19 protein-coding genes are annotated in these 25,810 nt (G+C 40.9%); 11 read left to right on the forward strand and 8 right to left on the reverse strand.

Features of this window, described 5'->3' with window-relative positions; translation table 11 throughout:
* Positions 1-34 precede the first annotated feature (34 nt).
* The 5 genes from codB (at position 35) to B9T19_RS08490 (ending at position 4,488) form a co-directional block, all read left to right on the forward strand.
* Positions 35-1,270, forward strand: a complete 1,236-nt coding sequence (gene codB / locus B9T19_RS08470) for a cytosine permease (RefSeq protein WP_094568198.1) — start codon at positions 35-37, stop codon at positions 1,268-1,270.
* A 22-nt stretch (positions 1,271-1,292) separates the two neighbouring features.
* A complete protein-coding gene (locus tag B9T19_RS08475; RefSeq protein WP_094568199.1) occupies positions 1,293-2,570 on the forward strand; it encodes a cytosine deaminase in 1,278 nt (425 codons plus the stop codon).
* A gap of 314 nt (positions 2,571-2,884) precedes the next feature.
* On the forward strand, positions 2,885-3,319 hold the full coding sequence (locus tag B9T19_RS08480) for a universal stress protein (RefSeq protein WP_094568200.1): 435 nt from the start codon (positions 2,885-2,887) through the stop codon (positions 3,317-3,319).
* Between the two features lie 123 nt (positions 3,320-3,442).
* The gene (locus B9T19_RS08485) at positions 3,443-3,898 is read left to right on the forward strand and encodes a YaiI/YqxD family protein (RefSeq protein ID WP_094568201.1); all 456 of its coding nucleotides are present in this window, start codon (positions 3,443-3,445) and stop codon (positions 3,896-3,898) included.
* A 221-nt stretch (positions 3,899-4,119) separates the two neighbouring features.
* Positions 4,120-4,488, forward strand: coding sequence for a glutaredoxin domain-containing protein (locus B9T19_RS08490; RefSeq protein ID WP_094568202.1), 369 nt, complete (start codon positions 4,120-4,122; stop codon positions 4,486-4,488).
* A 156-nt stretch (positions 4,489-4,644) separates the two neighbouring features.
* Here the strand turns inward: B9T19_RS08490 and B9T19_RS08495 are convergent, their stop codons facing one another.
* Positions 4,645-5,088 carry an Lrp/AsnC family transcriptional regulator gene (locus tag B9T19_RS08495; protein WP_094568203.1) on the reverse strand — a complete coding sequence of 148 codons (444 nt, stop codon included), beginning with the start codon at positions 5,086-5,088 and terminating at the stop codon, positions 4,645-4,647.
* Positions 5,089-5,664: 576 nt separating this feature from the next.
* Here B9T19_RS08495 and kynU point away from each other — a divergent pair.
* From kynU to B9T19_RS08510, 3 genes are all read left to right on the forward strand, one after another.
* Positions 5,665-6,915 carry a kynureninase gene (kynU, locus tag B9T19_RS08500; protein WP_094568204.1) on the forward strand — a complete coding sequence of 417 codons (1,251 nt, stop codon included), beginning with the start codon at positions 5,665-5,667 and terminating at the stop codon, positions 6,913-6,915.
* Positions 6,916-7,224: 309 nt separating this feature from the next.
* Complete coding sequence (locus B9T19_RS08505; protein ID WP_094568205.1) at positions 7,225-8,625, forward strand: amino acid permease; 1,401 nt, start codon at positions 7,225-7,227, stop codon at positions 8,623-8,625.
* A 63-nt stretch (positions 8,626-8,688) separates the two neighbouring features.
* Entirely contained in the window at positions 8,689-9,510 is an 822-nt protein-coding gene (locus tag B9T19_RS08510) for an alpha/beta hydrolase (RefSeq protein WP_094568206.1), read from the forward strand.
* A gap of 147 nt (positions 9,511-9,657) precedes the next feature.
* Here the strand turns inward: B9T19_RS08510 and tpx are convergent, their stop codons facing one another.
* Both tpx and B9T19_RS08520 read right to left on the reverse strand, forming a co-directional pair.
* Positions 9,658-10,164 (reverse strand): thiol peroxidase, encoded by a 507-nt coding sequence (tpx, locus tag B9T19_RS08515; protein ID WP_094568207.1) that lies wholly within the window; start codon positions 10,162-10,164, stop codon positions 9,658-9,660.
* Positions 10,165-10,283: 119 nt separating this feature from the next.
* Positions 10,284-11,312 carry a PTS transporter subunit IIC gene (locus tag B9T19_RS08520; RefSeq protein WP_233146830.1) on the reverse strand — a complete coding sequence of 343 codons (1,029 nt, stop codon included), beginning with the start codon at positions 11,310-11,312 and terminating at the stop codon, positions 10,284-10,286.
* Between the two features lie 397 nt (positions 11,313-11,709).
* Between B9T19_RS08520 and B9T19_RS08525 the strand changes: the two genes are divergently transcribed.
* Positions 11,710-12,897 (forward strand): M20 aminoacylase family protein, encoded by a 1,188-nt coding sequence (locus B9T19_RS08525; RefSeq protein ID WP_094568208.1) that lies wholly within the window; start codon positions 11,710-11,712, stop codon positions 12,895-12,897.
* Between the two features lie 81 nt (positions 12,898-12,978).
* Here B9T19_RS08525 and rluA read toward each other — a convergent pair whose 3' ends face one another.
* Positions 12,979-13,638, reverse strand: a complete 660-nt coding sequence (gene rluA, locus B9T19_RS08530; RefSeq protein WP_094568209.1) for a bifunctional tRNA pseudouridine(32) synthase/23S rRNA pseudouridine(746) synthase RluA — start codon at positions 13,636-13,638, stop codon at positions 12,979-12,981.
* 199 nt (positions 13,639-13,837) lie between these two features.
* Here rluA and B9T19_RS08535 point away from each other — a divergent pair, with 199 nt between their 5' ends.
* Positions 13,838-14,149, forward strand: a complete 312-nt coding sequence (locus B9T19_RS08535; protein ID WP_094568210.1) for a YqfO family protein — start codon at positions 13,838-13,840, stop codon at positions 14,147-14,149.
* Positions 14,150-14,411: 262 nt separating this feature from the next.
* Here the strand turns inward: B9T19_RS08535 and B9T19_RS08540 are convergent, their stop codons facing one another.
* From B9T19_RS08540 to B9T19_RS08550, 3 genes are all read right to left on the reverse strand, one after another.
* Entirely contained in the window at positions 14,412-17,837 is a 3,426-nt protein-coding gene (locus B9T19_RS08540; protein ID WP_094568211.1) for an FAD-dependent oxidoreductase, read from the reverse strand.
* Positions 17,838-18,072: 235 nt separating this feature from the next.
* Positions 18,073-18,627, reverse strand: a complete 555-nt coding sequence (locus tag B9T19_RS08545) for a regulatory protein RecX (RefSeq protein ID WP_094568212.1) — start codon at positions 18,625-18,627, stop codon at positions 18,073-18,075.
* Positions 18,624-19,298 carry a hypothetical protein gene (locus B9T19_RS08550; protein ID WP_094568213.1) on the reverse strand — a complete coding sequence of 225 codons (675 nt, stop codon included), beginning with the start codon at positions 19,296-19,298 and terminating at the stop codon, positions 18,624-18,626. Before B9T19_RS08550 ends, B9T19_RS08545 begins: the two co-directional genes overlap by 4 nt.
* A gap of 519 nt (positions 19,299-19,817) precedes the next feature.
* Between B9T19_RS08550 and B9T19_RS08555 the strand changes: the two genes are divergently transcribed.
* The gene (locus tag B9T19_RS08555; RefSeq protein ID WP_233146831.1) at positions 19,818-21,455 is read left to right on the forward strand and encodes an FMN-binding glutamate synthase family protein; all 1,638 of its coding nucleotides are present in this window, start codon (positions 19,818-19,820) and stop codon (positions 21,453-21,455) included.
* Between the two features lie 547 nt (positions 21,456-22,002).
* Here the strand turns inward: B9T19_RS08555 and B9T19_RS08560 are convergent.
* Positions 22,003-25,521, reverse strand: coding sequence for a translocation/assembly module TamB domain-containing protein (locus B9T19_RS08560; RefSeq protein ID WP_094568214.1), 3,519 nt, complete (start codon positions 25,519-25,521; stop codon positions 22,003-22,005).
* Between the last annotated feature and the right edge of the window lie 289 nt (positions 25,522-25,810).

Here is a 25,810-nt window from a genome sequence, read left to right on the forward strand (position 1 = left end):
CTTTATTTTATCAATCATTCATGGAGTCCCATCGATGTCTCAACCTCAAGATATCAACTATAGCCAAGGTATTGTCCCTCTAGAACAACGAAAAAGTCTCATCTCCCTCTCCTTTATTATGTTAGGCCTTACCTTCTTCTCAGCAAGTATGCTAGCGGGTGGACGTGTAGGAGCGGGCTTGAATCTCAATAACTTCTTTATCGCGATCTTAATTGGTAACTCATTTTTAGCGATCTATACCGCATTTTTAGGCTATATTGGTGTCAAAACGGGATTAACAACTCATCTTTTAGCGCGCTACGCTTTTGGTCGTCGCGGGGCTTGGCTCCCCTCTCTACTTCTTGCTGGCACACAAGTTGGCTGGTTTGGCGTTGGTGTCGCAATGTTTGTTATTCCCGTTAGCGAAGTAACCGGCATCAACCTCTATCTTTTGATCGCCATTGCCGGAGCATTGATGACAGGAACTATGTATTTTGGTATCGGCGCAATTGCGGCACTCTCAATTTTAGCCGTCCCCTCAATGAGCATCTTGGGAATCTATTCTGTTTGGGAAGCGGTCGATTCCGTTGGTGGCGTTCAAGCGCTTGCCGCTGTTGAGCCAACTGACCCACTCACTATGGCAAGCGCTCTGAGTATTGTTATTGGCTCTTTTATTAGTGCCGGCACATTAACAGCAGATTTTCTTCGCTTTGGGCGCAATGCTAAAACAGCCATTATTGCCGCAGTACTCGCTTTCTTTATCGGTAACTCTCTCATGTTTATTTTTGGTGCTATTGGCACCTTAGCCCTAGGAAAAGCTGATATTTTTGATGTAATGCTGATCCAAGGCTTAATTATCCCGGCAATTCTTATTTTAGGACTCAACATCTGGACGACTAATAATAATGCACTCTATGCATCAGGACTGGGCTTTTCAAGCATCACGGGGATCTCTAGTCGCAAGCTCTCTATGATTTTAGGATTTATCGGTACCATTAGTTCACTATGGCTCTATAATAACTTTGTCGACTGGCTCATCTTTTTATCATCTGCGATTCCTCCCGTTGGAACAATCTTGATCGCCGACTTCTTCATGCAGAGAAAACGGTATGAGCAGATTACAGAGATGAATGCCATCTTTATGAATTGGAATGCGATTATCGCCGTAATTGCCGGCGTTTTAGCAAGTTATCTTCTCGGAGGCATAGTTCCTCTAAACTCTGTGATCGCATCATTAATCACCTATACACTTCTCGAGAAGACATTAGGTGCTAAAAACCATATTAAATAGATAGGAAATAGGGGTAAGCAAGATGCAACTACTGATTGAAAATACACACCTTCGTGATCATGCCGGACTCTGGAAAGTGCTTATTGCTGATGGGAAATTTACAAAAATTTTACCACAAGATGAGCCTTTTGAGGTCTCTGAATCGATCAAAAAGATTGATGCGGAAGAGGGGTTATTAATTCCTCCATTTATCGAACCTCACATTCATCTCGATACCACTCAAACAGCTGGAGAACCCAAATGGAACCTCTCCGGAACACTCTTTGAAGGTATTGAGCGTTGGGCAGAACGAAAAGCGCTTTTAAATCATGAAGATGTTAAAACTCGAGCATTAAAGACATTAAAATGGCAGATCGCTAATGGTATTCAACATGTTAGAACTCATGTCGATATCTCTGATCCTTCATTAGTTGCATTAGAAGCGATGCTTGAGCTTAAAGAAGAGGTAAAAGAGTTTATCGACCTCCAGATTGTTGCCTTCCCACAAGAGGGAATCCTCTCCTTTCCACAGGGAGAAGCGCTTCTTGAAGAGTCATTAAAGATGGGAGCCGATGTTGTCGGTGGAATCCCTCACTTTGAGTTCACGCGTGAATATGGCGTGCAATCATTAGAGTACCTCTTCTTACTTGCTAAAAAATATGATCGCCTCATCGATATCCATTGTGATGAGATCGACGATGAACAATCTCGCTTTGTTGAATCTGTTGCTGCATTTGCTTATCGTGATGAAATAGGAGAGAGAGTCACAGCGAGCCACACAACTGCGATGGGCTCTTATAATGATGCATATACATCCCGCCTCTTTCGCGCTTTCCGTCTCTCAAAAATCAATTTTGTGGCCAATCCATTAGTCAATATTCATCTACAAGGTCGTTTCGACAGTTACCCTAAACGTAGAGGGATGACGCGCGTTAAAGAGCTCTTAAAAGCAGGACTCAATGTTGCTTTTGGTCATGACGATGTTTTTGATCCTTGGTACCCACTTGGAACGGCGAATATGTTACAAGTTCTTCATATGGGAATGCATGTTGGACAGATGATGGGATATCCTGAACTCAATAATGGTTTAGATCTTATTACCAACAATAGCGCGAAGGTACTTCATCTAGAAAAATATGGTATTGAAGAGGGATTCGATGCAAACTGCTTAATTCTTCCTGCAGAGAATGGTTTTGATGCCTTAAGACGCCAGGTTCCAACCCGCTACTCTATCCGTAGAGGTAAGATTATAGCGACAACAACGTTGCCGGAAACACACATCTACCTTCAATCAGAAGAGAAGATCGACTATCGTCGTTAATCACTTCTAAAATTGCATTGATCTTGGTCGCTATTTCTATTTTTAATCTTCTGTAAATAATCATTAAGTTGGGTATAATGAAAATGATTAATAGTCGAAAAGAGCGCGTCAATAGCACCTTTTAGGGATCGCTCGTTAAGCTATTGAATCAATAAATAACCTAAAAGAATAACTTAAAAGAAAGTGGCAAATATAATACTTGATATTAAGTGTTTGATATAAAGTCTCTATTATTCGTTACCCGAGTATCCGAGACAATGTTGATACATAATATCGATCTATCTTTAGCCTCAACCCAATATTAGGAGTTTAATATGAGTAAACAATATAAAACGATTTTAGTCCCTGTTGATGGTTCTGATGCTTCTCTTAAAGCACTCGATCGTGCAATTGAATTAGCAAAGTTCTATACAAGCAAGTTAGTGATTGCTCACGTTATTGATGTTCGCTCATATTCATTAGCGATTGCTTACCGTGAGCCACTTGAAGAGTATGCAGAAGATAATGCGAAAAAAATTCTTGCAGATGCAGAGCAAAAAGCAAAAGATGCTGGACTTACAGATATCGCAACCTTGAAGAAAGAAGGTTCACCAAGATCAGTGATCGCTAAGAAGATCGCGCCTGAAGTGAATGCAGATCTTATTGTCATGGGGGCAACAGGTTACGGCATGGTAGAGAGAATGTTTGTTGGATCTGTCTCTGAAAGCACCGTTCGCCACTCAACTTGCGATATCATGATTGTTCGCTAAACAAAAATGAAAAGATAATAACGATATAAAGAGCTCTTCATCCAAAGGGCTCTTTTACTTTATAGTGAGTTATTCACTCCCCCAAGACAAATTATAAAAATAGAGATTAAGAAGGCGATCAAAATGGCACAAATTTTAGTAGATGCTGATGCTATCCCTAATGTTTTAAAGGAGATTCTCTGCCGAACAGCGATTCGTGAAAGGATAAAAGTTATCTTTATCGCCAATCAGCCCACAAAATTACCCCGCTCCCCATACCTTCAAGCGATACAGGTCCTATCAGGGTTTGATGTAGCGGATCAACGAATCGTCGCAATAACAGAGAAAGATGATCTCATCATCACAGCCGATATCCCATTAGCGAAAGATGTTCTCGATAAAGGGGGAATTGCTCTCAATCCTCGTGGAGATTTTTATGATTTAGGAAGCATCAATGCCAAACTTGCGATGCGAGATTTTAACGAATTACTTCGTGGTAGTGGGATACAGACTAAAGGCCCTGAACCACTCAATCAACGAGATCGCCAAAACTTCAGTAATAGTCTCGATCGCTGGTTGCGTGATCATCACCGTGCTTGAGAGATGACCTGAGTAGAGATGATCTAAATAGAGATGATCCAAATAGAAGCTTACAGGACATAACCCCCTTTTTGACTTCCCTCTTTCACCATTTCTCCGTTTCTCATTTCTCGGAAAGCTTGATACACTAAGCCCTTCTCTATTTTGGCCTCTTCTCGCCATCCCTTCTCTATCTCTCCTTACGGAACCATGTTAATAGAGTTATTATAAAAGGATTTAATATGAAACTGATACGTAATATTCTAGGTAAAGCAATTCTCTTTTTTGATAGTACTTTTGCCCCTACTCCCGTTAAACGATCAGCGGAAGCGCAAGCAAAGATGGATCAAAAAACAGCTCATCTTGCACTCTATCAATTCCACATGTGCCCTTTCTGCGTTAAAGTGCGTCGCACCATTAAAAGACTCAATCTCAATATTGAATTGAGAGATGCAAAGGATAATGCACAGTTTGCAGAAGAATTACTGACACAAGGTGGAAAACGTCAAGTCCCCTGCCTTCGCATTGAAAATAGTGATGGTACGGTAAACTGGATGTATGAATCGGATGCTATCAATCAATATCTTGAGAAGATTGCTCACGAAGCTTAAACCTTATCACAATAAGGTTTCTCTTATTCCATAACCCTCTTATTACCCCATAAACTATGAGCCCGAAATAGTAGATCAATAAAATTTACTCTTTCGGGCTCTACTTATCTGTCTCTAACTATCCGCTGTTAACTATCTGCTTCTAACGATCTGTTTCTACATCTTCTTAACATCACTAATCACGATCTTTGAATGGATCTTAATAATACCGGAGATCTTATTCAATTTATGAGTAATGAAGTAGGAGAAAGTGGAGAAATTATTGGTTCTCACATGAAGCAGATAATTTGACTCTCCAGTGATGATATAAGCATTAATGACCTCAGGGAGTGTCGCTATGTGATCACAAAAATGTTGATGGCCCGATTCATCGAGATGCATAAGACCTATCTCAACAAAGGCTTCAATCTCTCTACCTAACTTCTTCTCATCTAAAACAGCGCGATATCCTTTAATAATCCCACTATTTTCAAGCTCTTTGACTCTTCGATGACACGCTGAAGGGGAAAGCGATATTCTTTCAGCTAAATCTTGATTCGATAATCGACCATCATCTTTCAGTGCACGTAAAATCTTTAAATCTATTTCGTCTAGTTTCATTTAGAATCTCCTCTCTTTTTATCTCATCTTACCGTATTTAATTCTAAAAAATAGTTTTCTGAGTTATTTATTTGCAATAAAATTCATTAAACTTCGTGCTAAATTGGAACTGTGATTCTCAAAAGAGAATAAAATAGAAGATAAATTAGAAGATATGATGAAAATGATTAAGAAACGACTAAAAGATAATTAAATTTTCGTTAATTATTCATTATTTGATTTTGAAAAATCACACGATTTAAATCAAGAAAATGGATAATAATATCAGCCACTAAATGTCGACAAGGCACTGTAAATGAGGGCTAACACTAATTAATGATCGCCAGTTTTAGTAAGCTTTTTTTCATAAGCTTTCTAAAAATAGATGGGGTGGGGATAGAGCTAATACTCTCACCATTTATAAATAAATTATTTATAGATAAATCATAAAAATCATACTAATCATTTATAGATAAACAGTAAAGCGATCAATAACATAATTTAAATACTATTAAAAAAAACAGTGGAAATAGTAAAAATAGTAAAAAAATAATAGAAAGTAATCGATAAAACAACTAAAGTACCAAGGAGAATATTATGATCACACTTCAAGATTGTCTGCAGCATGATCAGAACGATACATTAGCCCACTTTAAGGAGCAATTTGCGCTTCCAGAAGGCGTTATCTATCTCGACGGGAACTCTCTCGGTGCCCGTCCGAAATCAGCAGAAGCACTCGCAGCAGAAGTGATTATGAAAGAGTGGGGAAATGATCTTATCAATAGTTGGAATAGCAATGATTGGTGGAATCTTCCGACACGCTTAGGGGATAAAGTAGGTCAACTTGTCGGTGCCAAAACAGGAGAGACTGTCATTACCGATACAACCTCCCTCAATCTCTTCAAAGTATTAGCGAGCGCGATCCATATTCAAGAAGAGAAGAATCCTCAACGTAAAGTCATTATTGCCGAAAGAGATTCTTTCCCAACAGATCTCTATATTATCCAAGGGTTTACCCAATTTTTAGATCGCGGTTATCGCATTGAGCTGATTGATCATCCTGATGATCTCGCCCATACAATTGATGAAGAGACGGCCGCTATTGTTCTCTCTCATGTCAATTACCGTACCGGCTACTTCTATGATATGGCAGAAACAAATAGAATCGCACATGAGAAAGGCGCATTAGTGATCTGGGATCTTTGTCACTCTATCGGTGCAGTTCCCATCGATCTTAATGGCAGTGATTCCGATTTTGCTGTTGGCTGTACCTATAAATATCTCAATGGTGGCCCTGGATCCCCCGCAATGCTCTGGGTTCATCCTCGTTATCAAACTCGCTTTTGGCAACCTCTCTCTGGCTGGTGGGGGCATGAACGCCCATTTGATATGGCTGTAAAGTATGAGGCAGCATCAGGCATTCGTCGCTATCTATGTGGAACACAACCAATTATCTCCATGTCACTCATTGAATCAGGTGTCGATATCTTCCTACAGACAGATATGGAGGAGATTCGTAAAAAGTCATTGGCCCTTACCGATCTCTTTATCCAACTAGTTGAGCAAGAGTGTCATCAATATGGTTTAAAACTGATTACACCTTTAGATCATCACTATCGTGGTAGCCATGTTAGCTTTGAACATAAAGAGGGGTATGCCGTCATTCAAGCTCTTATTGCCCGCGGTGTTATTGGTGATTATCGAGAGCCTGAGGTCATGCGTTTTGGTGTAACACCACTCTATCTCAGCTATAGCGATATTTGGAATGCTGTCGCCCATATTAAGGCGGTATTTGAAAATAGAGAGTGGGAGAATCCTCGTTATCAACAAAGGGGAGATGTGACCTAAGTTCATATCTCATCATGCGCTATTGTCGAGACAGATGAAACTGACGCCATATCGATTGGTTCATATCGGCTGATTCATATCAATTTTATTAACCCTAATCGACAATAGCGGCCACTATCTATCAACAAAAGTAAACTTAAGAGCAAAATGGGATTAAAATCGAAAGAGATAGCTAATGGCAGAAAAATAGGATACTTCTTAGTAAAAGAATAACAAGAACAAAAAGAATAAAAATGGCAGAAGTTATCAGCCACCATCAAAAACAGAGGAATTTAAGATCGTCATCATATAAGATCTTAGGAGGATACAATGAGTAGCTTTGATAAAATTCAAGCTCGTGAAGCAGGTCTTCATAAAAAATTAACAGGCAAGCAGATGGCGATGATCGCTATCGGTGGCGCTATTGGTACAGGACTCTTCCTCGGTAGTAAATTCGCTATCGCTTTTGCAGGCCCTGGTGTTATTGTTAGTTATGCAATTGGGGGTGTTATCGCTCTCCTCTTAATGGGGTGCTTAGCTGAGATGACCGTTCAACATCCTACCTCAGGTTCATTTGGGGCTTATGCAGAACATTATGTTCATCCTTTAGCTGGCTTTCTCATTCGTTATAGCTATTGGGCCTGTATCGTCTTAGCGGTAGGGACTGAGGTTACCGCAGTTGCCGACTATATGAAATTTTGGTTCCCCGACATCTCTGCTTGGATCTGGATAGTTCTCTTTTCTGCCGCACTCATCTATGTAAATGCATATAGTGTTAAAGCATTTGGATCAGTGGAATATTGGTTCTCAGCCATCAAAGTCTTTGCAATTATCGCCTTTATCATTATGGCAATTGGCGTTATTGTAAGTTTTAAAAATAGCGCAGAAGTAAAAGAGAATTTGATCGGAGATGATGGCTTCTTCCCTAATGGCTTTTCTGGTGTCTGGATCGGTGTCATTATCTCTATCTTCAGCTATCTTAGTATTGAAATGATTGCAGTTGCAGCAGGAGAAGCGGAAGATCCTGAAAAAGCAGTTCGTCATGCCTTTAAAGCTACATTGATGCGTCTTTTTATCTTCTATATCCTCTCCCTTGCCCTTATTATTATGTTGGTGCCATGGAAGAGTTTAATTACCCCAGAAGCAACCAGTCCATTTGTAACTGTAATGCAATCCTTCAATGTTCCCTTTGCTGATAGCATCTTAAACTTTATCGTCATTATCGCTGCGCTTTCAGCGATGAATAGTATGCTCTACATCTCTACAAGAATGATGTTTAGCCTCTCACGTGCTGGGGATGCGCCTAAAGTTTTTGGGACAATTAATAAAAATGGGGTGCCAATGCATGCATTAGCGCTCTCCGCAAGTGGTATTGCCGTTGCAGCGATTGTCTATACCTTTAATCCCGATACTGCATTTCCCATTATGATCGCTCTCTCTATGTTTGGTGCACTCTTTACCTGGGGAATGATCTTCTTTACTCACCTCTTCTTTAGAAGAGCGATGAGACGAGAAAAGGTTCAATTAAAATTTAAGATGCCGGGATATCCTATTGGTACATTACTTGGTTTAGGGGCAATCATAGCTATCACTATCACGACATGGTTTACCGATATCTTCCATTCCACCCTAAAATTTGGCATTCCTTTTCTGATTCTTCTTGTGATCTTCTACTTTATTAAGCAGCAAAAAAAGCGTCATCAAGAGAGATCAACTCAAACTCTAGGGTAAATCCACCCATAAAAAATACTCTTAAGGTTTAAGTAGTAGGCCTTAAGAGTATCGGAGAGAAGGATGAAAAAGCGATATCATTACGATAATAGTGCTACAGTTGCCGATGAGGGGAGAATCTTAGACGATTTTAAAATACGAAGTAAAATCGCTTATGAACGTTATCCCCATATCTTTAACTGTAGCTATTTAACAAAGCACGATAAGATCAATGATAAGAAAGCATTACAGCACCGATCTTTTCTAGAGGATCGAGCGACTTATGATCTATTTCTCAATCAAAAAGAGTCGAAAGGTACAATCCTCTTTATCCATGGAGGATATTGGCAATGGTGTGATAAAACTGATTTTGCATTTATCTCGCAACCAATTTTAGCTGCAGGTTACCATCTACTCTTAATAGAGTATCCCTTAGCACCAACAGCAACGTTAACCGAAATTAATGGGGCAATAACCATTGCTCTCGATTATCTCTACCGCTATGAAAAGAGAATCGATCAAACAGAACCTACCCTCCTTATCGGTCACTCTGCAGGAGCCCATCTTGCTGCCCTCAATGCTAATCATCCATTAATCGATGAGGTATGGCTTCTAAGCGGACTCTATCAACTCGAATCGATCGCTAAAAGTCACCTCAATCGAGCTTTACAATTGAGTCCCAAAGAGATTGAGCTACTCTCACCCCAATCACTGCCGGCACCAATGGGCAAAGAGATAAAAATTATAGTCGGTCAAAATGAACTTCCTGAGCTGATCTATCAGAGCCTCACCTACCACCAAAAATTATCTACTGAAGGAGCAGAGAGCGAGCTAATCCTTCTACCAAGCGATCACTATACTATCTTAGATGACCTCTTTAACCGGCTCGATCGATTCTCTGCCTAGAAAAAAGGCAGCTTAAGAGCTGCCTTAATAGATATTTTAATCCCTCTGCTCCTCTTGTCCTCTTATCCTTCTTTATAAAAGATAGAGGGTGGATCTGTCAGGATATCTCTTATCTCTAATTAAAGTGTTAAAGCGTTAAAGCGTTAATTAGAGCGATTTTGCAACAGCTAATGCCGCTTCATAATCAGGCTCTGTTGTAACCTCTTTAACATACTCAACATAACGAATCACATTATCACGATCTAATACAACAATACCTCGAGAGAGAAGCGCTAATCCTTCAATCTCAAAACCATACTCAACACCAAAATCATGTGTTTGATAATCTGAAAGAAGATGGTTATTTTCGATACTATTTTCACCGGCGAAACGCTTTTGTGCAAAGGGTAGATCTACCGAGATAGTTAAGACCACTGTATCTTTCAATGCAGTTGCCTCTGCTTCAAATTTCTTTGTCTGAATCGCACAAACACCCGTATCGATTGATGGAACAACAGAGATAATCTTAATTTTGCCGGCAAAATCATCTAACGTGACAGGCTTTAAAGCAAAATCTACAACTGTAAAATTAGCACCCTTTTCCCCAACGACCGCTTCTGTGCCGATCAGTGTAATAGGATTGCCACCCATGGTAATACCTGTTCTATTTGTCATAACTCTCTCCTTGCGCATTGCTAAATGGATACTTTCTGCATACTAGCACACCTACCGCTGTAAAGGGGACAAATTCCTTGTTTAAAATAGATACAACAACAGATCACCCCCAATCTAACTTACTCATAATTGAGCTTCATATCACCTAATTTCAACCATCCTTTCTGATAGAACCAATAAGCTAAAAGAAGCGAGATCACTGCTGGCAATATAAAGTGGCAGATCAAGACATAAATTGCTGTTGTCATTGAAAACCCCATCGATTCAAAAGCCATAAATTGGCCAACAAAACCACTTGTACCCATTCCAGCACCGGCAGCATTATTGGTCATCTTAAAGAGAACGACACCTATGGGGGCGGCGATCATTCCGGCAACAGTCGGAGGGATTAAAATAAGAGGTTTACGGATAATATTCGCGATCTGCAACATTGAAGTGCCGACACCTTGAGCGATCAATCCACCAAAGCCATTATCGCGATAGCTACTCGTTGCAAAACCGATCATCTGCGCACTACAACCAATCACGGCCGCTCCGGCAGCAAAACCATCTAGTCCCAACATAAAGGAGAGCGCAGCACTCGAAATAGGTGCAGTTAATGCTAAACCCATAACGGTTGCAACTAAAATAGACATCACAAGCGGACGTTGCTCTGTTGCCCAATTAATCAGATCTCCCAAACCACGCATCAAGTCATGAATCGGTATTCCAATCCACTTTGCAATCCAGAAACCGACTAGAAAAGCGATAAACGGAACAATAATAATATCGAGCTTAGTACTTTTATAGATCAACTTTGTAAGTTCCACTGCGATCAGAACAGCCACATAAGCCCCGGCAGGTCCGCCAATATTATTACCAAAAGCCCCTATAAATACGGCAGAAAAGAGAATTAATGGTGGCGCTTTTAAACTCGCTGCAATCGCTACACCTATTGCACCGCCAACAATTTCCGGCTTCATTGCAAAGCTTCCTAACTCGACAAATGATTCCCACCCCAATTGTTGCCCTAATGTTTTGACAATAAGTCCCATTAAGAGTGATGAAAAGAGCCCAAGCGCCATATAGCTCAATGCATCTATAAAATAGATCTTTGGGGATAATGTGACCCCTTTTTCTGCTAAAAACCCCCGCACACCACGTGCCATTTCTTCTCTCCTCACTGAATATCAATATTTTTAATGGTTATACAACTCACTAATGCTAGTACAACTGTCCCTAATAGATAAATCTCTATCTCTTCTACCTATTCCATCTACTATTCCATCTACTATTCCATCTATATTGAACCTCCCACCTAAAATTTCAACTCAATATCTTTAAACTCTCAGGCAATATAGCTCCTTACTCAAGGTTTAAATCAGCACCTAATCTGATTCCTGCTCGATCTATAACACAATCTCTGATGCACTCTCTGATTGCAATCGCTAAATTGATCTCTCAATCAATATTGAGTAGATCTTAAGATCTCGTTATATTGTAGATTGCACTATTTTCTAAACATTATTCCTAAATCATTAAATCATAGATAGAGAGAGGCCTCACATGAATCATCTTAATAGTAATCATCTACTCCCAGGTCTACAAACTATTGCAGAAGAGATGATGATAATTCGGCAGCAGATCCATCAATTTCCAGAGTTGGGTTTTGAAGAGTTTAAAACGGCTAAGCTAGTTGCAGAATCTCTAAAAAGCTGGGGTTATCATGTCGAAACGGGCGTTGGTAAGACCGGGGTTGTAGGGCAACTCAAAAGAGGGGATGGCCCGAAGATGGGTATTCGTGCCGATATGGATGCTTTAAAGATTCAGGAAGAGAATCAACTCCCCTACAAGAGTCAGAGAGAAGGAATTATGCACGCTTGTGGCCATGATGGTCATACCGCAACGCTTCTCGCGGCTGCAAAATATATTGCAGAAAACCCTCACTTTAAAGGTACGCTTAATCTCTTCTTTCAACCGGCAGAAGAGGAGCTTGGAGGAGCAAAAGCGATGATCGAAGCCGGTGTTCTTGAAAAATATCCTTGTGAGGCGATCTTTGGATTTCATAATATGCCGGGATTCCCGCTCGGTCATTTCGGCTTTAAAAGTGGTGCGGCACTCGCCTCCTCAGATCGTGTTACCGTAAAGATTCAGGGGAAAGGGGGCCATGCGGCAATGCCTAATTTCACTATTGATCCCATTGTTGCAGCTTCCTCTATCGTTCTTAATCTTCAATCGATTGTGGCACGTAATGTTTCACCTTTAGAGATGACCGTTATTTCAGTTGGATCTATTCATGGGGGAACAACTTTCAATGTTATTCCAGATAGTGTCACCCTTCAGCTCTCTGTTCGCAATCTTAATGCCGATGTTCAAGATCTAGTGGAGGAGCGCATTAAACAGCTCATTCAATCACAAGCAGCAAGCTATGGTGCAACGGCAGAGATCAATTATGTGAGGGCCTATCCTATCCTTCACAATAGCGTAAAAGAGACTCAATTTGCTAAAGAAGTTGCGATCGACTGCTATGGTGAAGCGAAGATTATTCCTAACTTTCCAGCAATGACCGGGAGTGAAGATTTTGCCTTTTTCTCTCAACAGCTTCCCTCAAGTTATCTCTTTGTAGGGAATGGAACCGATGGTGCGCATGGCTGTTCTGTTCATAATCCTCACTATGATTTCAATGATCAGTTAATCCCTATTGTTGCTAACTATTGGGTAAATCTTCTCTATCGCTTCTGTCCTATCGACTAATAGATTCTATGGGTTCACAGATTCATAGGCTCATAGAGGTTAAAAGATTTTACTTAAAGCTTATGACTTGGAAAAAACAGGCTAGAAAGGTGGCGCTACCTTAAAGTGGAGCGCCTCTTTTGTTGAGGGATGAATAAATTTTAACTCAGAAGCATGAAGCGCTAATCGCGCTCGCTGTTGCAATGCTGCACCTTGAGCATAGAAGCGATCGCCTAAGATCACATGCCCTAAGGAGAGCAGATGAACGCGCAATTGATGAGATCGTCCCGTTAAAGGATTGAGCGATATGCGAGTAAAATTCTCCTGTCGATTACGAAAGAGGATATGGTAAGCCGTGATTGCCTCTTTTCCTCGCTCGAAACAGACCATCTGTCTAGGCCGACGCTCCCAATCACAGATCAACGGAAGATGAATGATCCCTCCATCCTCCTCCATGATGCCAAAAACATCGGCGATATAGCGTTTGTAAGTCTCTCGCTCCCGAAATTGACGCTTCAACTCTCGCTCCGCAGCTTTCGTAAGAGCAATCACTAAAATACCGCTTGTTGACATATCTAGTCGATGGACCGTCTCGGCAGTGGGAAACTCCCACTGAACCCGCGTAATAATACTATCGTGAAGCTCTGCCCCTTTCCCAGGAACAGAGAGCAATTCTGCCGGTTTATCGACAACCATAATCTCCTCATCTTGGTAGAGAATATTTAACCAAGGCTCGATGGGGGGATTATAATAAAATTCCATGTTAGATCTCCTAGATCTAGATCTCTATCAAAATAATGTCAAAGCGAATCACCTTGCCATTAATGGCGAACTTAGTGATGATATCATTATTGAAAAGCCCGCTAAATAAGTTTAATGGGGCGGATATCCTCTCTAGATTCGAGATAATTAACGATAATAACTTTAACAAAGAAAGAATTTAACAAAGTTGGAGAAAATAATGTATAAACTACTCTTTTTTGTTCCTGATACACATTTAGAAACAGTCAAAGAAGCAATCTTTGCCGCAAAAGGGGGTAAAATTGGCAACTACTCCCATTGTGCATGGCAAGTCTTAGGAGAAGGACAATTTAAACCACTTCCCGGCAGCAACCCCTACTCTGGCGAGATTGCTCAATTAAAACGGGTTCCTGAATGGCGCGTGGAACTTGTTGTCGCTAAACCCTATATCCATGATGCAATTGCCGCTCTTAAATCAGCACATCCTTATGAAACGCCCGCCTACGATGTTATTGAACTGCTCCCTTTCTGATTTAACAAAATAAAAAATACAAAATAGAAGGTGCGTGAAAAATAGAATAGATGAGAGAAAAGTGAAAAGAGAGATCTTCACATCTCCACTGACTAACTTAATAATAAGCTTTATCATCTTTATAAGCATTGTAAGCTAATGAATGGATTATGAAGTATCTCTCTTCTAACAGCTGACTAGTATCGACTAGTATCTGACTGATAACTTCATCAATCAAGATGGCGACCCATGATGATCGATGAATGTTATCAATAAGTCTTTATTAGATACCCTCTTCTTTTGCCTTCTCTTCTAAAACATAGCTCAACCAGTGAGAAGAGATAATATCTGGCAATCTATTTTGGCTCGTACGTGCTGTAAGGTTATCTAAATCAACCGCTTTAAGAGGCTGATCTTGCTGTGAACAGGTAAAGACTGCTTTGGTGCGCTCTCCTGTTGCAGGATCAACTTGCCACTGTAGACACTGACCACATACCCCTTTCATCATACATTGCATCGGGCTACCGATAGTTCCGGTGACATGCAGATCCTCTTTAAAGAGATCTTTAAGTGATCCACCTTCAGAGAGCTCTTTTTGGAAACCTTTTAACATGCCGGTAGAACCCATCGCCATTAAGCGATCAACTTCACCCATATCAACAATTCCCTCTTCATTGAGCGATTTGATAAGCTTAATCACATCCCATTCAACAACAGAGTGATCTTGGGGACGACGCGCTTCAATAGGATCTCCTTTGCCTACCGCCCAGATAATTTGATCTGCACCCTCTTCTAGCTCATCCATATGATCCACATCATTTTTAGAACCCATTGCCGCAATATAGATCACCTTATTGCCGGCACTTCGAAGAGCAAAGCCGATATCGAGCATCACCGCTGCGCCCCAGCGTCCTGCCACTACTAAAATAGTTTTACCTGAGGGTAACTCAGTAGGAGCACCTGTAGGTCCGGCGAGAATAACTTGATCTCCCGGTTTTAATGAAGGAATCAATCGTTGACCCGTTCCCCATTGGAAGACCAGTAGACGAATCGCATCTTCTGTAGAGCCTGTTCCTGAAACTGTTAAAAGCGGAATCTGCAGACGGGTTCCGGCAACAATTTCGCTTCCTGTTTCAAAAGTCTGCATCCGGAAGAATTGCCCTGGCTTAAAGTTTTTAGCCGCCATAGGTGCTTTTACCCAAACCTCACAAACAGTTGGGTTAGAGGCATCGATCGACTGAATCGTTGCCGTTAAGCCCTCTTTCATCTCTAAAGAGAGAATATTATTAGACTTACTATTTTCAGGTAGACGATCGAGTGCTTGCATAATAATGCGCGATGATTTTTTCGCACTTGCAATTGCTTTAACCACATTACCATTGAAAACAGGATGTGTATCACCAATATAGGAGACGCGCTTCTCACCACGACGATAAGAGGTAAAAGGTGCAAAAGCCTCTTTATTATTTGTACCCCATTGATATGGAACGAGATTGCCATCAAGATCATATCCTTGGAAATGATGCTTCTCTTCGATCTCAATTGAACCGGGATATTCAGTACCATAAATAGTATTTGGAGAAGTTCCTGCCGCCACTAATACCGCTCTTGCCGGAACAACAACTTCCTCCTCACCCGATTTGGTAAAGCGGATTGCTTTCACATGTCCATGCTGATCAAGTTCAACGCCTAATGGATTGAGCTCTTCACCAAAATGGATACCCTCTTCAAAAGCTTTGGTGACCTCTTCATGGTTGAGAGTATAAGCTGGAGATTCCTGCAATGTTCTCCGATAGGCAATCATTACACCGCCCCACTTCTGCAATAGGGGGTTAAAATCTGGCGCTTCGCCGGCAGCTGCTGCACGTTCACGTTCAGCGCGCACTTCTCGACCATGAGTTAAAAACTCTGTTAAGGTCTCATCATCTTCTGGGGAGAGATTCTCACGGATCTTCTCTTCCCCTAAAATTTCTACTCGATGAAGCACCTTCTCTACCTGCTTAATATAGTAGGCTTGAACCTCTGTTGCTGTATCGATGGCAGTTAAACCACCTCCGATAACAACTGCCGGAAGACGTACTTGTAAGTTAGCAATTGAACTATCTTTAGCGGCACCTGTTAGCTGCATCGCCATTAAGAAGTCAGAGGCTTGCTTCATCCCTTTTGCTAAGGAGTTATCAATCTTTAAAACTCTAGGAAGACCGGCACCAACTGCGAGCGATACATGGTCAAAGCCAAGATCAAAAGCATCTTCTAATGTTAATGTTCCCCCTAAACGGACACCGCCATAGATCTCTACATTGCGACGACGTGCCAAAGTCAGATAGATCAATTTTAGGAAGTTTTTATCCCAACGTACCGTAATTCCATACTCGGCTACGCCACCAAATCCTGCAAGGATACGATCACCTAAGCGCTCTTCAAGATCATCCCAATTTCTAACTGGTTGCGTTAAGATCTCAGCGGGAAGAGGCTCAATCTTCAATCCATCAATTCCCACTACATGACAGCCTTGTTGTGAAAGGTAGTGCGTCATGGTAAAGCCTGCGGGGCCCATTCCTGCCACCAATACTTTACGGCCATTCTCCTCCGCTGGAAGGTAATCTTCACGTTTAAGAGGATTCCAACGCGCCAATAAGTTATAGATCTCGACCCCATAAGGAAGATCTAATACTGTTGATAAGACGCCTGTCTCAATTTGTGGAATATTAACCGGCTCCGCACGCTGATAGATACACGATTTCATACAGTCATTACAGATACGATGCCCCGTTGCCGGCACCATAGGATTCTCTACCATAGTGATTGCAAGCGAACCGATCGAGAGCCCCTCTTTCTCTAATCTTTGCATCTCTGAGATCATCTCATCTAATGGGCAACCTGTTAATGTCTCATTGAAGGGATTTTTACGGAAACCTTGCTCAGGCTCCCCTTTTTTCACCGGGAAGCCGATACTACAAAAATCACCATCATGATCATGACAATATTTACAATAGGCAATCTCACTTGCGATCTCATAACGATCCATTCGCTGGTCTGTCAGATCAAAGCCATCTCGCTTACGAAGCGGTCGGCTTCCAACCTTCACAGGAATTCCCTGGAAAGAGCGCTCTTCTGTGGCAACTAGATGATCAAAGTCGAGACGGGCAGGAAATTTAAACGTGATCCAATCTTGAACGCGCGCAGCACCTTCAGGATCTTTCTCTGCTAAAGCACCCCATTGATGAATCGCTACGATCTCATCAGCATTCTTTTCTGGATCAAGAGAGAGGGCAAATTTTGCAATTTTGGCTTCTAATTCGGGATCTTGATCAGAAACGCCAATCTTTTTCAGAAGCTCTGCATGATGCTCAGCGAAAGTTCCCTCAATCTCTTGACGGTATCGTTTAGCACCCCGCTGTATAAATTGCTCTTTAAAGAGCATCAATCGCTCATAGCGCTTTGCGCGATCAATTAAAGCTTCACTCTCCTTCTCAATATGAAAGAGCTCTGCGATAAATCGGTTGAGATGAGCACCTAATTCAATTTGAAATTCAGACTCTTCAATTGCAGTAAATTCTGCTTCTCCACGACGCCACTGTAGTAGGGTCGATAGAGTCTCTTCAGGGAGAATTTGTTGATAAAGGGTATCTACTTCAACTAGCCCTTCTCGCTTCTGTAGGTCTTGAAAACTCAAGCCATATCGCTGCAATCGTTCATCTAATGCCATCTCTATTCCTCTAAAATCAACTGAAATCAACTGAAAATAATTTCGCTTATTATACCCACTTTTTAAATAAAACGAGGAAGTTAGATCAAAAGCGATCAAACTTCCTCGAGCGATTCTTCACAATTCCCCCATAATGGAGCGCTACCACAATCATCGATAGATTCTCACAATTAAGCTCTATTAGATCAATGATTATCTCACTATAAGCTGTCACCTCGACTGACCTAACAACCCTCTAACCATCACTATTAAATCCTCGTCGATAGAGTGCTGCTCGATACTTCAGAGGATCACTATGTCGAATTTTTCGTGCAGCGACCGCCTCTGCTCTGTCCCAGTTGATCTCTCGGAAAGCCTCATTGATAAAACGCTCAGGCACTTGATGCTCAGCCCTCAACTCATAACTGACACGTATCGGACCATATCCCAAATCTGCTCTATTTTTAGCATAACTATAAGCAAAACGTTCAAGACTTAAGTAATCTCTACTATAGAGCCACTCAATCAATGGCTCGAACAGCCACTCAGGTAATGCTCTTTGACGCAACTTTTGCCTGAGCTCCACTTCACTATGTTCACGACGCACCAAAAAATTCATCGCTCGCTCACGCCAGTAACGCCATTGGTGTAGTAATTCATCACTCTCTAGCGAAGCACCATGCCCTTGGTAAAAGGCATCGTAATAAGTCTGTAAACTCTCACTATCAATCCTTATCTCTTTTTTCGCTTCTGATTTCTGCTGGCTTTTTGCAATCATCTGCTCAATCAGCTGACGCTTTTCACCCTTCATGATAACTCCTGCGATCCCGTTGCAAGAAGCTCCATCCGACCTCTACGACTCTGATATTGATCAAGCTCCTCCGAAATTGTGCCAATAATACGACTTGCAGCACTCCTGCGTTTCTCTTCAGCCTCTGCTTTTGCCGCTTGCTCCTCTTGCCGTTTTTTACGAAATGCAGCCTTCTCCTCTTTCGATTTCATCGGTACAGATTTAATCGACATCAAGGCCTCTAACTCTTTCTGATAGAGCTTATCGTAAGGATTCTCCGGCATTACAGCGATCTTAAATCCAGGGATCTTCCAACGTTTCTTCGAAATTTTATTAAGATGATTTTCCAAAGAGTTATGAATCTCTTTTTGATAAAAAGTAAATGCCATTCGATATTCAGGTCGCGTAGTACCAATCACCCAATAGCGTTTGCCAATTGTCGAGATAAAGAGCTTTCCCTTTAATCGAGGTGGCAAAAAGGCTTGAAACCAAGGTTCAATATAGGTTAATTGCAATGATCTTTTAAGGTAGATCGTGAGTACCTGATAAGGATTAAGATCACTTCTTTTGCGCGATAACTGACCAATTTCAGCTTGCACATTACGAAGCTTGCTCTTAGCAACCCGTTTCTCATCCAATTTTTTACGAGGGACAATATGATCATCCCACGGATTTAGCTCATTCTTTTTCATATCGATTATTATACGCAATAAGTGTGATAAAAATCTATCATTACACCTCTATCAAAATTGATGGTAAGCTACCACCTATAGGGATTTGTTAAAGCTAATCCCTCTTTTTATATCTAGTAATGTAGTAATTTGGTAGTATTTTAACCAAACCCACTTCAATTAAGGTTATCATTGCCTAATAATAGGAGATTAAACAAGATAGAAAGATCGCTTGTAAAAGTGAGAGTTTAAAATGTCACAAAATTGATAACTCAATTTATTTGATAATACAATTCATCCTTACTTCTATTTTATTCTTATCCAGTTTTTTAGATCAATACGTTAGACCAACGTAGTATAAGAGACTTAAGAGACAAAATCGGTGAAAAAGAGCATTAACTTTATCCAAAATCATCTTCTCATTAATCTGCAATTAATGGAAAAATCGAGAGAAAATTTCTAAATTATTATTCCAAAATGCGTTATGATAATGACGCTTTTAACCTTCCCATTACCTAGCTAATATAGGAGCTCCCTGATATGCATATCGCTGCTCGATTTGGGCGTTACTTACCCCTTATTTTTGTTTTAGCCTTTACCGTGTACGGCCTCTTCTTTGCAGAACAGAGTACGACAATGTGGGTATTAACCGGCATTACTGCTATTCTCTCAATTATTGGGATAGTTGATCTATCACAAAATACCTATGCTGTTCGTAAAAACTACCCTATTATTGGTAACTTACGCTATATCTTAAAGCACTTCCGCTCAGAGATTCGCCAATACTTTATTGAGTCGGATAATGATGCAGTTCCTTTCACCCATGCTGAACGTAAGTTGGTTTATGCTCGTGCCAAAAATATTGCACAAGATTCGGTACAAGCATTTGGAACATTGCAAAATACTTATGAGCCAGGATTCCAATTTGTTACCCACTCGATGGCAACAGTACCGGCAGCTGATCCTGCGACATTTCGTGTCACAATCGGTGGAGATGAATGTAAACATCCCTACTCTGCCTCAATCCTCAATATCTCGGCGATGAGTTTCGGAGCTCTCAGTGCGCGTGCAATTGAATCGCTCAATGGTGGCGCAAAAATGGGGAATTTCGCTCATGATACCGGCGAGGGTGGCATTAGCCCCTACCATCGCAAACATGGTGGAGATCTTATCTGGGAGCTAGGATCTGGCTATTTTGGTTGCCGTACAGAAGATGGCCACTTTGATCCTGTAAAATTTGAAAAACAAGCGGCTGATCCACAGATCAAGATGATTGAGATTAAGTTGAGTCAAGGCGCAAAACCGGGTCATGGTGGTGTTCTACCTAAAGATAAAATTAGTGAGGAGATTGCCGCAACTAGAGGTGTTCCTAGAGATAGAGATTGTATCTCTCCCTCCAATCATAGCGCCTTCTCTACGCCGATTGAACTACTTCAATTTATCCAACAACTCCGTGAATTGAGTGGCGGTAAGCCAGTTGGTTTTAAACTCTGTGTAGGCCATCCTTGGGAGTTTATGGCGATCGCAAAAGCGATGTTATTGACTAAAATTTTACCAGACTTTATTGTCGTTGATGGAAAAGAAGGGGGAACAGGTTCTGCGCCGATTGAGTTCGCTGACCATATTGGTACGCCTCTACAAGAGGGACTTCTCTTTGTCCACAATGTCTTAGTGGGGACAGGATTACGGAAGAAGATCCGTATTGGTGCAAGTGGAAAGATCATCACTGCTTTCGATATCACAAGAACTTTAGCAATTGGTGCTGATTGGGTTAATTCGGCTCGGGGCTTTATGTTTGCTCTCGGTTGTATCCAATCTCGTAGCTGCCATACTAATAGCTGTCCAACAGGTATTGCAACGCAAGATCCTCTACGACAAAAAGCGTTAGTCGTTGAAGATAAGATTGAGCGAGTCTATAACTTCCACCACAATACGCTTCATGCACTTTCAGAGATTCTCTCTTCTGCCGGGGTTTCACATCCATCGAAACTACTCCCGCAACATCTAGTGATGCGTTCATCTGAAAATGAGATTCGTCTCTTCTCCAATATGCATTACTACCTTGCGGAAGGTGCGCTCTTAGAGGAAGATATTGATAGTAACTACTACTCAAGCATCTGGAATATTGCTCAAGCAGAATCATTCCAACCAAGAGTGATCATTCCTAAAGTAGCGTAGAAAGAGTAGAGCTCTATACTCTACACTCTACAGGCTCAATCTTATGAAAATAAGCGTCTTGATAATAGAAGGAAAGGTATCAAAATATCAGGCTATTATGATATTAAAGTATTAAAATCATAAGGTACTATTATTACTCAAAACAAAAATCGGGATCATCTCCCGATTTTTTATTGTCAGTTTTTTATTGCTCATTATTTATAGCACCCCTGACTCCGATCTCTTACCGGTCATTACCGTCATCTATAACGATCATCTATAGATCATCTGTAGTAATCATTTTGCTGATCATCTACTGATATAACTCAATCAAGAGTAATACCCATCTCTCCATGATCATACTCATAATCGATCGTATCATCATATGTCTACTCTTACACATCTACCTCTTAAATATCTCTCTTACATATCTACTATTAATTTTCCACTATTAATTTATGATCCGCTTATAATCAGTAGGTATGATCAGTAGACTATTACACTACTAGCCTACTACATAATAGCATCGTCGCCACAAAATCTAAGATCTTACAGATCTTTAAGACCTCTAGAAATCTCGAAGGTAGTTAACGTTGATACTTCCACCTTCACTCATAATAGCGGTGTTAACGTTAAAGTACTTTAAGAAACGATATCTTAAAATCGCAAACGCACCAGAACTATCCTCAACTCCGACACCTAAGCCCACATAGAAGCTATTGGCAAAGCGTTTTCCAATTCCAACACCAATAGAGCCTTCCGGGGTCTCCATAAAGCCGAAATCACTCAACCCTAACTGACTTGCGAGTCCATCTTTAGAGCCTGAAATAGGTTCTCCCGTTGCGATTTTACGTACCATATTGAGTAACATAAGATTCTCCGTAGGCGATTGCAGATTAGGACTTCGCCCTAAGAAGAGATAAGAGGCGATCTCGATATCCGTTAACATCGGTGAGGAGTAGAGCTCTATTCTCGGCGCTTCGGCACTCCCTAAGACTTTAACCCCTACCTGCACCTCTCGCCCTTCGATCTCATTAACAAAACTTCGAGATGCTTGAATATCGAGTGCTGGATTAGTAATAGAGGCTCCGGAGAATTGTATCTTTCCTTTATCGAGCGTTAATACCTGTCCATAGATATCAAACTCCCCCTTACCTATATTGATCACACCCAGTCCACGGATTGTTTGATTATAAGCTTTCGTAACTTTGACACCCCCATTTAAGGTTGCAGTTAGCCCCTCTGCCCCAACTTTAATACGATCTCCTAAGATAAAATTGACATCCATATAGAGATTATTCATAAAATCTTCACTTCGCTTATGCTCATTACCATCGCCAATAATGACGGTATCACTCGAGACGGTCACAACAGATCCACCCCCTTCTGAGGCTTTATGTTGATAGAAGAGTTCCGGAATTCTTACTGAACCTGTAAGGCGATATTTGCCACCCCCGGGTTTGCCCAAAGCATTAAAGCTCAAATCAGGAGAGATCATTAACTTAATATCATCACTATTTGCTAATAGAAGGTCATTCCCTTTCACATTGAGTGAAGCTGTTAAGTTAGAGATATTATAGAGCCCATCAAGTTGTAATGCCCCCTTCTCGGTACCAACCGCACCTTTAATCAGAAATACAGGGGTTCCTTTTTGTAAATTAACATTCAGATTAATATTTTTAAGACGACTATTGAGAGAAGCAATATAGAGTCTGCCATCTTTGACACTTAAATTTGCGCCTATTTCAGGGTGTTCAATCGGCCCATTGACCTCTGAAGTAAATAGTATCTCTCCACCTAAGCCTTGTAATGCCGGCACAAGCGGCGAGACCCAATCAAAACTTGGCACATCTGCTTTCACTTTTGCATCAACAATATTTTTCTTAAAGAGATCATTAATCTTACCATCTCCTACAACTCGTAAATATTTACCCCAATCTACATTGAGGGTACTTGTAACACCACTAGGGCGTGCCTGCACATCGAGTAATGTCGTTGAGAGAGGAATCTCAATTTCCCGACCTTGAAGACGATAACGAATATCCCCTTTTGAAAGAGAGATATTTGCAACCCCGATAAAATCTTCCTCTGTTGAAAATTGTCCTGCAATCGTGGCATTCGCTTTTGTATTGATCGAGATATCGTCAGGTAGATAATCTTTTAGCAACGATGATGGAAGATTGTTGAGTGTCACAACTGCAGTATTAACCCCCTCTTTTGTCCGCTCCCCTTCAGCACAGAAGACTACATACCCCTGCTGATAACAGACAGGACTCAATTTAATCTGTTGATCTTTGGCACCAAGATGAAAGTAGGCGGGGCGATTTAATTTAAAATCACCAATAAAGGGAGAGGTAATCTTTGACTCTCCTAAGTAGAGATCAAAGGTCGGGTCTGTGGTTAAGTTACGTAGAGCCGCAACTCCATTTGAATGAATCATCCCGCCAATACTATCAAGCAAGAAATTAAATTGGTGTGATTCAGCACGCCCCTGTACCCGATACTCCACATTCTTAACAAGCTCCTCAGTTGCGCCTTTAGGGGAGAAAGAGATCGGCATATTTTCCGCATAGTAAATCTCTTCTTCACTTCCCGATGCTATCACTTTATCGATAACCCTCTCATTCTTTGAAGGACGTTCTACCTGTGCGACTAGCTCCCGCTCTAGATCTTGAATAGTAATATCAAAATCGAACTCTTCTGTTAAAGTTCCATCAAGATTGATACCTAAATGTTTAAGATAGAACTCATTAAATTTCAACTGATCTAATGTCAAAGCAACTTTTGCCTGATGCTTCTCATTATGAGATCCGAGCAGTGTTAAAAGATTGAGTCGAAGCCCTAAGATATCAAGCTTCTCTATGCGCATATCGGCATTCAAAAGAGGCTGCATAAGGTCCCCTTGTAGACAGAGATCTCCCATCATCGAACCTCGAATATTGGGATGAAACTGTGAAAGATAGGGTGCATTCATCTTCATCGTGAGATCGAAATCGTAAGGCTGATCGATTTGCCATACGCTCTCTAGCATCATCTGATTGGCTAAGTTTTTAATATGTAGATAGGTAGAGATCCTATTTTGCGCTACAACACTATTCTCCAATTTTAGAAGAATAGGATCATTTAACATATTTGACCAATCAACGCGCCCATCAATATTGAACTTAAGATCATTCAGCTCACCATCGAGCTGAGAGTTGAGGGCCACATTAAAGTGCTCATCATTGACGATCCCATCTTGAGCATAGAGCGCAAGATTGAGATCAGCACTCTCTTTAGGAAGATCAACATCTCCATTGAGCGCAACAACAAAAGGTAGATCGACATTATCTCCCACTAAAATATGGAGATCTCCTAACGCATGCTTTAATGTGACATTATTATCAACTAATGCTAAACCATCGACCTCAAACTGATTCAAACCAAGATAGAAATCACCAATCTGTAGCGTACTTTCAGCAAAATCGAGAGAGTCTAAAGCGATATTAATAGGGATATCGATCTCTTTGATCGAAAGCGGGGAGAAAGGCTCTGAAGATTCCTTCTCAGGCTCGGGAACAATTGGTGTAAAATTGAGATCAGCTCCCGATACTTTTAGAGCCTTAAGATCTACACGCTTCTCTAAAAGAGCGACATAGTCCCAAGCGAGATCCAAAGATGCAATCTTAAGTGGCGGGTAGTTTGGTAAATTTAATCTTAAATCTGTTAACTGAAACTCCTGGCCTAATCGTCCTTTTGCATCTCCTATCGAGATATAATCGCTAGCATAACGATTCGCTGCTGCTGTTAGAGTCCTCAATCCTGCCTGAGTGTCCACCAAGAAGAAGAGCAGTAAGATAATCGCGGTAGAGAGCATCAGAAAAGAACTTAAAAGCCAGGTAAAAAAGCGACCTATCAACGATCTCTTCTTTCTACTTTTTGGAGTCTTTTTCTTTCCCTTCTCCTCCACTCCCTCTTCATCTACTTGAGTTTCAGCAATTGATTCTTGAGAATGTGGTTGATCTAAAGCAGATTGATCTAGCGCCTGCTTACCATTCTTTGCAAGTGGAATCTTACTATTCGGATTCTCTTCAATCTGTTTTGACATCTCTACCCTTTATTTATGCTATCTGCTTCGCTGCTCTCAATTCTACATCTCAAGCTTCAACCTGATTGTCAATAAGAGATCTATTACTAATGGGTTTACCTATAATAGATTTATCTAAAACCCCAACAACATTGGAGATCTATTTTACCTGAAATCGCGATAAAATTGAGATGAAATTACTCTAAAATTAAGATTGTATCCTTTATGGATGCTCTTCTTTCACCGTATTACATAATAACTAAAATTGATCAAAACCAATAAAAGATAATGAAAATGGATAAAAGCGAAT

Origin of the sequence: Ignatzschineria sp. F8392 (assembly GCF_002252045.1) — a bacterium.
In the GTDB taxonomy this organism is placed as follows: Bacteria; Pseudomonadota; Gammaproteobacteria; order Cardiobacteriales; family Wohlfahrtiimonadaceae; genus Ignatzschineria.